This is a genomic window from Phenylobacterium sp., assembly GCF_020253645.1.
In the GTDB taxonomy this organism is placed as follows: Bacteria; Pseudomonadota; Alphaproteobacteria; order Caulobacterales; family Caulobacteraceae; genus Phenylobacterium.
Genome location: NZ_JADCBG010000081.1, coordinates 1 through 6,750, shown reverse-complemented (window position 1 = coordinate 6,750; position 6,750 = coordinate 1). Strand labels below are relative to the sequence as shown.

Here is a 6,750-nt window from a genome sequence, read left to right as displayed (position 1 = left end):
TTTGTGGATGACATGAGCAGAAGCGCCGGCAGAAGACACGGAAGGATCCCGCTAAGGCGACTGCGGTTCTTCATCAGACAAGGCTCCAAAGGCAATCCAAAGAGTATTGCGGGACGTGCGTAGCGCGCCCTGAGGCTACCAGCGGTACCGGACCTGGACACCGTACCGGCGGGGATCGCTATAACGAACCTGGGTTGCGCTCCGGAACACGACGTAGCTCTCGTCAGTGACGTTGTTTGCGTAAGCGGAGAGCTCGACCCTCTCGAAGGTGACCCCGACGCGAGCATCCAGAAGATCCCGGTCATCGAGCTCCAGAGCTGAGTCGATTTCCTGGAAGCCGCCTGTCTGGCCAGAGTAGGAGAGGTTCAGGAAACCCTCCGCGTCTCCGACCACAGGGCGGCGGAAGTTTACCTCCAGGGCCCGGGTCCAGTCCGGGTTCTGTTGAATGCGGCGTCCCGTCGACTTCAGTTTGCCACCTTGGCGCGAAAGGCTGGCGTCCGCCCTCAGGCGGCCGCCAAGCAGTTCCCAACGGCCACTTGCGGTCAGCTCGAGACCCCAGACTTCCGCTTTGCCGACGTTTGAGATGAAGGACGTCGAAACCACCGGGCATACCGGGTTGGTCACCGCGCAGCCGTTATCCACCTGGCCCTGGAAGTCCTCGACCTCGGTCTGATAGGCGGCCAAGGTGACGAAGATGTTGCGCCCCAGGTCGCCCTTCGCGCCAATCTCGTACGATGTCCCGTTCTCGGGCTGATAGGTCGGCACAACCGGTCTGGGAGCCCGCGGATCGCCGACGCTCGCATTGAATCCGCCTGCCCGATAACCGGTGGCCAACCGACCGAACACGATCCAGTCGAACGGCAGATCGTATGTCAGCGACAGCGCATAATCGAGGTTCGAGAATTCGTCTGAGTCCTCGCTGGTCTGAGCCGGGATCGGCGCATTTGTCGGTCGCGTGAACCCGAAGTTCTGACGCTCCTTCTCGTCATTGGAGTAGCGTAGTTCTCCCTCGGCGCTGAAGGAGTCGGTCAGCTTGAAACCGATGGACCCGTATGGCGCCCAAGACTTGTAGCGCCCGCGTCCTGGCAGGAAGTTGCCTAGGGATGCATTGGCGGGGGTCGGGGTCCGTCCCGTCACGGTCGTGAACTGGTCGTCGCTGTAAAAGGCCTCGAATCCGATCAGCCAACTGAACCGACCAGACTGGGCCCCCGCAAAATGAAAGTCCGCATAGAGCGCCTCGAAGTCATCGTTGTTATTCGTCGCAGTGTTGGGGTCGGTGATGGTTGTAGCGTTACCGCGGGCCCTCTCGCGGGCCAAGGTCGCCGGATCGAACTGGTCGGTATCGTTCTCCGTGTTCGTGATACGACGCCGGAAACCTGTAGAGCCTGACAGCGTGCCCAGGTCTGATTCCCAGGTTAACTGGCCGATCACGGATTGAATCCGTTGCTTGGCGGGCTCCCCGTCGTTCGCGAAAGAGGTGAACTTCGGCGTGAAGTATCCGAGGGGGAAGCCGGGGGAACCGGCGGCAACCGTGAACGCCGAGCGCAGGGCTGGCAGATAATACAGCCCGTCCTCCACCAGAAGGTTCATATCAAGATCGTCCTGCCGGAATCGGATCTGCCCGCGAAGGGCGTAACCTTCCTGCCGGTCGATGAAATTGCGCTGGGACGCATTGAAGAAAAAGCCTTTGGGTTGATCGAACCACTCGCCCGTCAGGCGGATGGCGACCTGGTCGGATACGGCGTGGTTCACGGCGGCCTGAACCTGTTTCAGTTCGGTCTCGAACTGATAGTTCACGTTCACGAAGCCACGGTTGTCCCACCGCGGTCGGGCCGACGAGACGGTGATGGCGCCGCCTATGGCGTTGCGGCCGTAGAGCGCCCCCTGCGGGCCGCGCAGGACCTGAAGCTGTTCAAGATCGAGGAGATCAAGGCGGCTCAGGCTGCGCCCGCCGATCGTACCTCCGCCGATGTAGATGTTATTCCGGTAAAGTCCGACGGCGGCCTCGGTTGAGGTTCCCCGGCCCTGTCCTGAGCCCCTGAGAGTGATCTCCGAGTTCGAGGGCGAGGACGTATCAAGAAACTTCACGCCCGGGACGCTGTTCAGGATCGCCTGAGGATCAACGATGTCCCCGCGCTCTATGAGCTGGTTCACGTCGATGACGGAGGCCGAGACGGGTACATCGCGCAGCCTTTCCTCACGTCGCCTGGCCGTTACGACGACCTCGCCCACCGATGCCGTCTCACCCTCACTTCTGACCTGCGCAATGGTCGGGGCGGGCGCGCAGGCGAGCAGCGCCGCCACGCCGGCGCCGCCCAGCAGAAAATGGCGTTGGATAGACTTGGACATGGGCTTCCCCTCGGTGACTCTGTCGACGCAACTAGAGTGAGGGCTTGTCCAGAACTGTCAACACTTTCCAGTTCTCGTGTGTCCACTCGCCATTCGCACCTGTCAGCGCAGGCGCGCCGGCGGCGCGTTTCGATTGGGCGACTACGCTCGTGGGACGGCCCCGTTTCGGACAGTTGAGAGGACTGGCTGAGTCCTTGGCTCCGATCGCCCGGATCGACGGCGCTTTCCCTTGAACTCGATCACCGCCTGGGGAATGGCAGCCTGGAGCTGCGTCGCCCGGGCAACGCCCGCGGCGTGCATTCGCCTCGCGAGGTCGCCGGCTCTTCTCGGGTCGCGATCCGCAACCGCGTCGGTGAGCAGCCGATACGCTTCGTACTCTGCCTGCCGCATTTCCTGGGTCGCCATGCTCAGGTGGCCGAATGCGTGGCCTACGCCTTCAGACAGGTCACGGATGATCTGATGGAGCCGAGGATTGCGTGCTGCGCGGTACAATACAGAAACAAAGGCGTAAGTGGCGAGCTTGAACTCGTTCGGCGTCGTTGCGGGGGCGGCCGCCAGACGCGCCAGTTGTTGCAGTTCGCGACGCAGGTCCGCGAGTTGGCTCCGGCTGATCCGTTGCGCCGCCAGTTCCGCCATGGCTGCGAAGATGAACTCGCGCGCCTCCATCGTGACGCCGACTTCGTCATCCTGAAGAGAGTTCACGAATGCGCCCTTGCGCGGGAGGATACGAACCAGGGCGCGAGACTCCAGCAAGCGGAGCGCCTCTCTCACGGGGCCGCGGCTTACGCAGAACCGCGCCGCCAGGTCGATTGTGCTTAGGTGATCGCCAGGCCGAAGTTCCCCACTGACGATCATGCCGCGAACGGCGCGGGCTATGTCGGGGGGTGTGAATCGACCCTCATTCACGTTCTCTGACTTCAAGCCACGATGCTCCTGACCCACGCCTTATCCGCGTCGAAGGTGCGGCTGGCGGATTCGACTGCCTGAACCCTGTCTGAACCCGACTTCCGAGTTCCGGCAAGCCGCAAGCGGGACGACAAGGAAACGCTTAAAGCCTCTCTTGTCAAAACAGATGACACTATGTTTGTTTATTGCAGACAGATTTGTACGATCCCGGGCGGAGGTGCGCTTCGTGAAGTTCGGAAGAATGGCGGCCTTGGCGGCCACGGTCCTTGGCCTTTCACCCGGGGTGGCGTCAGGTCAGGAGTCGAAGTCGACGCGGCCCAATGTGATCATGATCGTGGCTGATGACCTGGGCGCCACAGACCTCAGCTCCTACGGCTATCCATCCGCCATCCCGACCCCCAATATCGACCGGATCGCAGCGCGAGGCGTGAAGTTTACGCGGGGCTACTCGACCGCAAGCGTCTGCAGTCCCTCTCGCGCGGGTCTTCTCACGGGACAGTATCAGCAGCGCTTCGGGTTCGAGTACCTCGCGCCTTCCAGTCCTCGGCAGCCGGACGGCGGCCTGCAGCCGGGACAGACTCTGGTCTCCGAGAAGCTCAAGGGAGCGGGATACCGCACCGTCGCCATCGGAAAGTGGCACCTTGGAATCACCCCGGACAGGCTTCCGACAGCCCGCGGATTCGACGAGTTCTTTGGTTTCCTCGGCGGCGAGACGTCCTACATGGATCCGGCCTCCCCGGATGTGGTGAACCAGGCTGCGCCCTATGTGGGCGAGCGGAGCTTCCGGCGCGAGGCGGAGTCGACCCGGATCGGCCGTTGGCGCGCAGGCGTGGCGGAACAGGAGTGGATCCGCAACGAAGGCCAGTATTTGACGGATGCGCTCACTGACGAAGCCGTCGGCCATATCCGTCGTCAGAAGTCCGGTGATCCGCCGCTGTTCATGTACCTCGCCCACCTGGCGCCCCACAGCCCCTTCCAAGCCTCCCGGAAATACTACGATCGATTCCCGCGGGAAAAGGATCCGCTCAAGCGGACCTATGCGGCCATGGTGAGCGCTCTGGACGATGGTGTCGGACGTGTGATGTCGGCCCTCGAGAAAGCGGGCATATCCGAGAACACCATCGTCGTTTTCACCTCCGACAATGGAGCTGCGACCTACTTCGGGGTCTCGGACTGTACCCGGCTGAGCGGCGGAAAGCTAAGCTACAACGAGGGTGGGGCAAGGGTGCCCTATATCGTTTCATGGCCCGCCCAGTGGCCCAGGGGCCGGCAGGAGAGCCGGAATGTCTCACACCTCGACCTCTACCCGACCATCCTGGCTGCGGCGGGAATTCCGGCGGACAAGGCCCTTGACGGCTGCGACCTCACGCCCCGGATGAACGGTGACGACACCCCGATCCATGAAGCGCTCTTCTGGCGGACTGGTCCCGAGTTCGCCGCTCTGATGGGAGACTGGAAGCTGATGTCGAACACCCGTCCGAACAGCTTTCCCTGGACCTTTGACCTCAAGCGGGACCCACTCGAGACCCGAAACCTGATGTTTGAGGCTCCCGATCGCACCCGGGAACTCCAGGCGCGTTACAAGGCGTGGCAATCGGAAATGAAGCCGCCAGCCTGGGCTCCCACAAGCGGGTTCCAAGTCTTCCATTGCGGGAGAGTCGTCTTCCACGACCAGTAACAGCTTCTACGGGCGCCCAGGCGACCCGGAGCCGCCGGAGCGTAGAAGCCCGCGGGGAGAAATCTCCACTCTTTCATGCCGTTCTCTCGAACAAGGTGACCCATGTTCATGCGACCTTTCGCCACAAGCCTCGCGGCGATCGTCGGCACCCTGGCCCTCGAAGGCTCCCTGACCGGAGGCGCGCGGGCCGGTGACACGCGGCCCAATGTCGTCGTGATCCTCGCGGACGATCTTGGATACGGCGACATCAGCGCACAAGGCGGCCGTATTCCAACACCCAACCTAGACGCCCTGGCGCGATCCGGCGTTCGCTTTACGAGCGGTTATGTCACCGCCGCCGTATGCGCACCGTCCCGGGCAGGTCTGCTCACCGGTCGCGCCCAGACCCGTTTCGGGTTCGAGTTCAATCCCGTCGGACGCGACGAGCGCGTCGGCCCGCCCACGACCGAGGTCATGATCCCGGCGCTCTTGCGGGACAACCGCTACGACACGGGGATCGTCGGGAAATGGCACCTCGGAAAGTCGCCAGGATACCATCCATTGGACCGGGGATTCGGAAGTTTCTACGGCGTGCTTGATGGCGGGACGTCCTACTTTCCCGATCCCGGACCCGGGCCCGGTGATGAAGTCGCCGCAACCGCTGACCTGAAGAGCTTCAACCGGGACCGTATGCCGGTCTATCGGGGCCGGGAGGTTGTGGAAGCGCCGGGCCACCTTACGGAAAGGTTCACGGATGAGGCCGTGGAGTTTGTGTCCCGGAAGCGCGAGGTTCCGTTCTTCCTCTACCTTGCGTACACCGCGCCGCACACGCCCCTCATGGCCGCCAAGACCTACCTGGATCGCTTCCGGAACATTGAGGACACCCATCACCGCGTCTACGCAGCGATGGTTTCGTCACTGGATGATGGTGTCGGTCGGCTCCTCCAGGCCCTCGAGGCCACAGGCCAGAGGGACAATACGCTTGTGGTGTTCCTGAGCGATAATGGGTGTCCCTTCTATATTCGCGGCGCTTGTTCGAACGCGCCTCTTTCCGGGCACAAGGCCCTGCCGTGGGACGGTGGAATCCGTGTGCCATTCATCATGTCCTGGCCGGCCAAGCTGAGGCCTGGTGTCAGCGATCGTCCTGTCTCGTCCCTCGATATCCTGCCGACGATTGCGGCGGTTGCCGGTGCTCAGACGCCGAAGGCCGCAGAGGGGCTCGACCTTGTCCGTCTGATGGGGTCCGGGGGGAGGGGCCGCGCCGAAAGAACCCTGTTCTGGCGCATGGGCCCCAATCACGTCGTCAGGACCGATCGCTGGAGCCTGGTTGTGGTCAACAAGTCAGAGACTGCAGAGGATCCGGAGAGCCTTGTCGGAAGACCGGTGCCTGACGGGGTGCCTGCGACGGTCTCACCGCTCGGCCAATACACGCTGCTTTATGACATGAAGGCGGATCCCGGCCAGACCCGGGACCTTGCCACCCGTCATCCGGAAGTCGTTGTGGACCTGAAAAGCCGGTTCGCCGCCTGGGATGCCTCGAATGTGCCTCCAATGTATACCAGTCGCCGTCAATTCAGCATCGAGGTGAACGGTCGAAAGGTTCAACTCTTCAATTAATCCAAGGTCTTGGATGAGGAACTGGGTGGAGCGGATCCGCCGCGGCTCCGACCCAAGGCGGAACGTGAACCCAGCCGGAGCCGATATGTCTCTCCTATTCAATACGCCGATCGAGGCCAAGCCCGATGGAATGTTTGTCGGCCCCTGGCGGTCGCCACGGACCATGCTGAGCGCACAGTCCTACGATGGGCACAAGTCGATCCACGACGATGACACGGCGA

4 protein-coding genes are annotated in these 6,750 nt (G+C 62.6%); 2 read left to right on the top strand and 2 right to left on the bottom strand.

The window, feature by feature from the left end; all coding sequences use genetic code 11:
* Positions 1-135: 135 nt before the first annotated feature.
* Complete coding sequence (locus INE98_RS05925; protein WP_293537346.1) at positions 136-2,349, bottom strand: TonB-dependent receptor; 2,214 nt, start codon at positions 2,347-2,349, stop codon at positions 136-138.
* Positions 2,350-2,490: 141 nt separating this feature from the next.
* On the bottom strand, positions 2,491-3,255 hold the full coding sequence (locus INE98_RS05920; RefSeq protein ID WP_293537348.1) for a GntR family transcriptional regulator: 765 nt from the start codon (positions 3,253-3,255) through the stop codon (positions 2,491-2,493).
* A 226-nt stretch (positions 3,256-3,481) separates the two neighbouring features.
* Between INE98_RS05920 and INE98_RS05915 the strand changes: the two genes are divergently transcribed.
* Complete coding sequence (locus INE98_RS05915; RefSeq protein WP_293537345.1) at positions 3,482-4,933, top strand: sulfatase-like hydrolase/transferase; 1,452 nt, start codon at positions 3,482-3,484, stop codon at positions 4,931-4,933.
* Between the two features lie 102 nt (positions 4,934-5,035).
* Positions 5,036-6,529 (top strand): sulfatase-like hydrolase/transferase, encoded by a 1,494-nt coding sequence (locus INE98_RS05910; RefSeq protein ID WP_293537343.1) that lies wholly within the window; start codon positions 5,036-5,038, stop codon positions 6,527-6,529.
* Positions 6,530-6,750: the final 221 nt, after the last annotated feature.

Bases quoted from the DNA above. Each gene is read 5' to 3' on its own strand.
- INE98_RS05910 (WP_293537343.1), top strand. From the start codon at position 5,036: ATGTTCATGCGACCTTTCGCCACAAGCCTCGCGGCGATCGTCGGCACC.
- INE98_RS05925 (WP_293537346.1), bottom strand. From the start codon at position 2,349: ATGTCCAAGTCTATCCAACGCCATTTTCTGCTGGGCGGCGCCGGCGTG.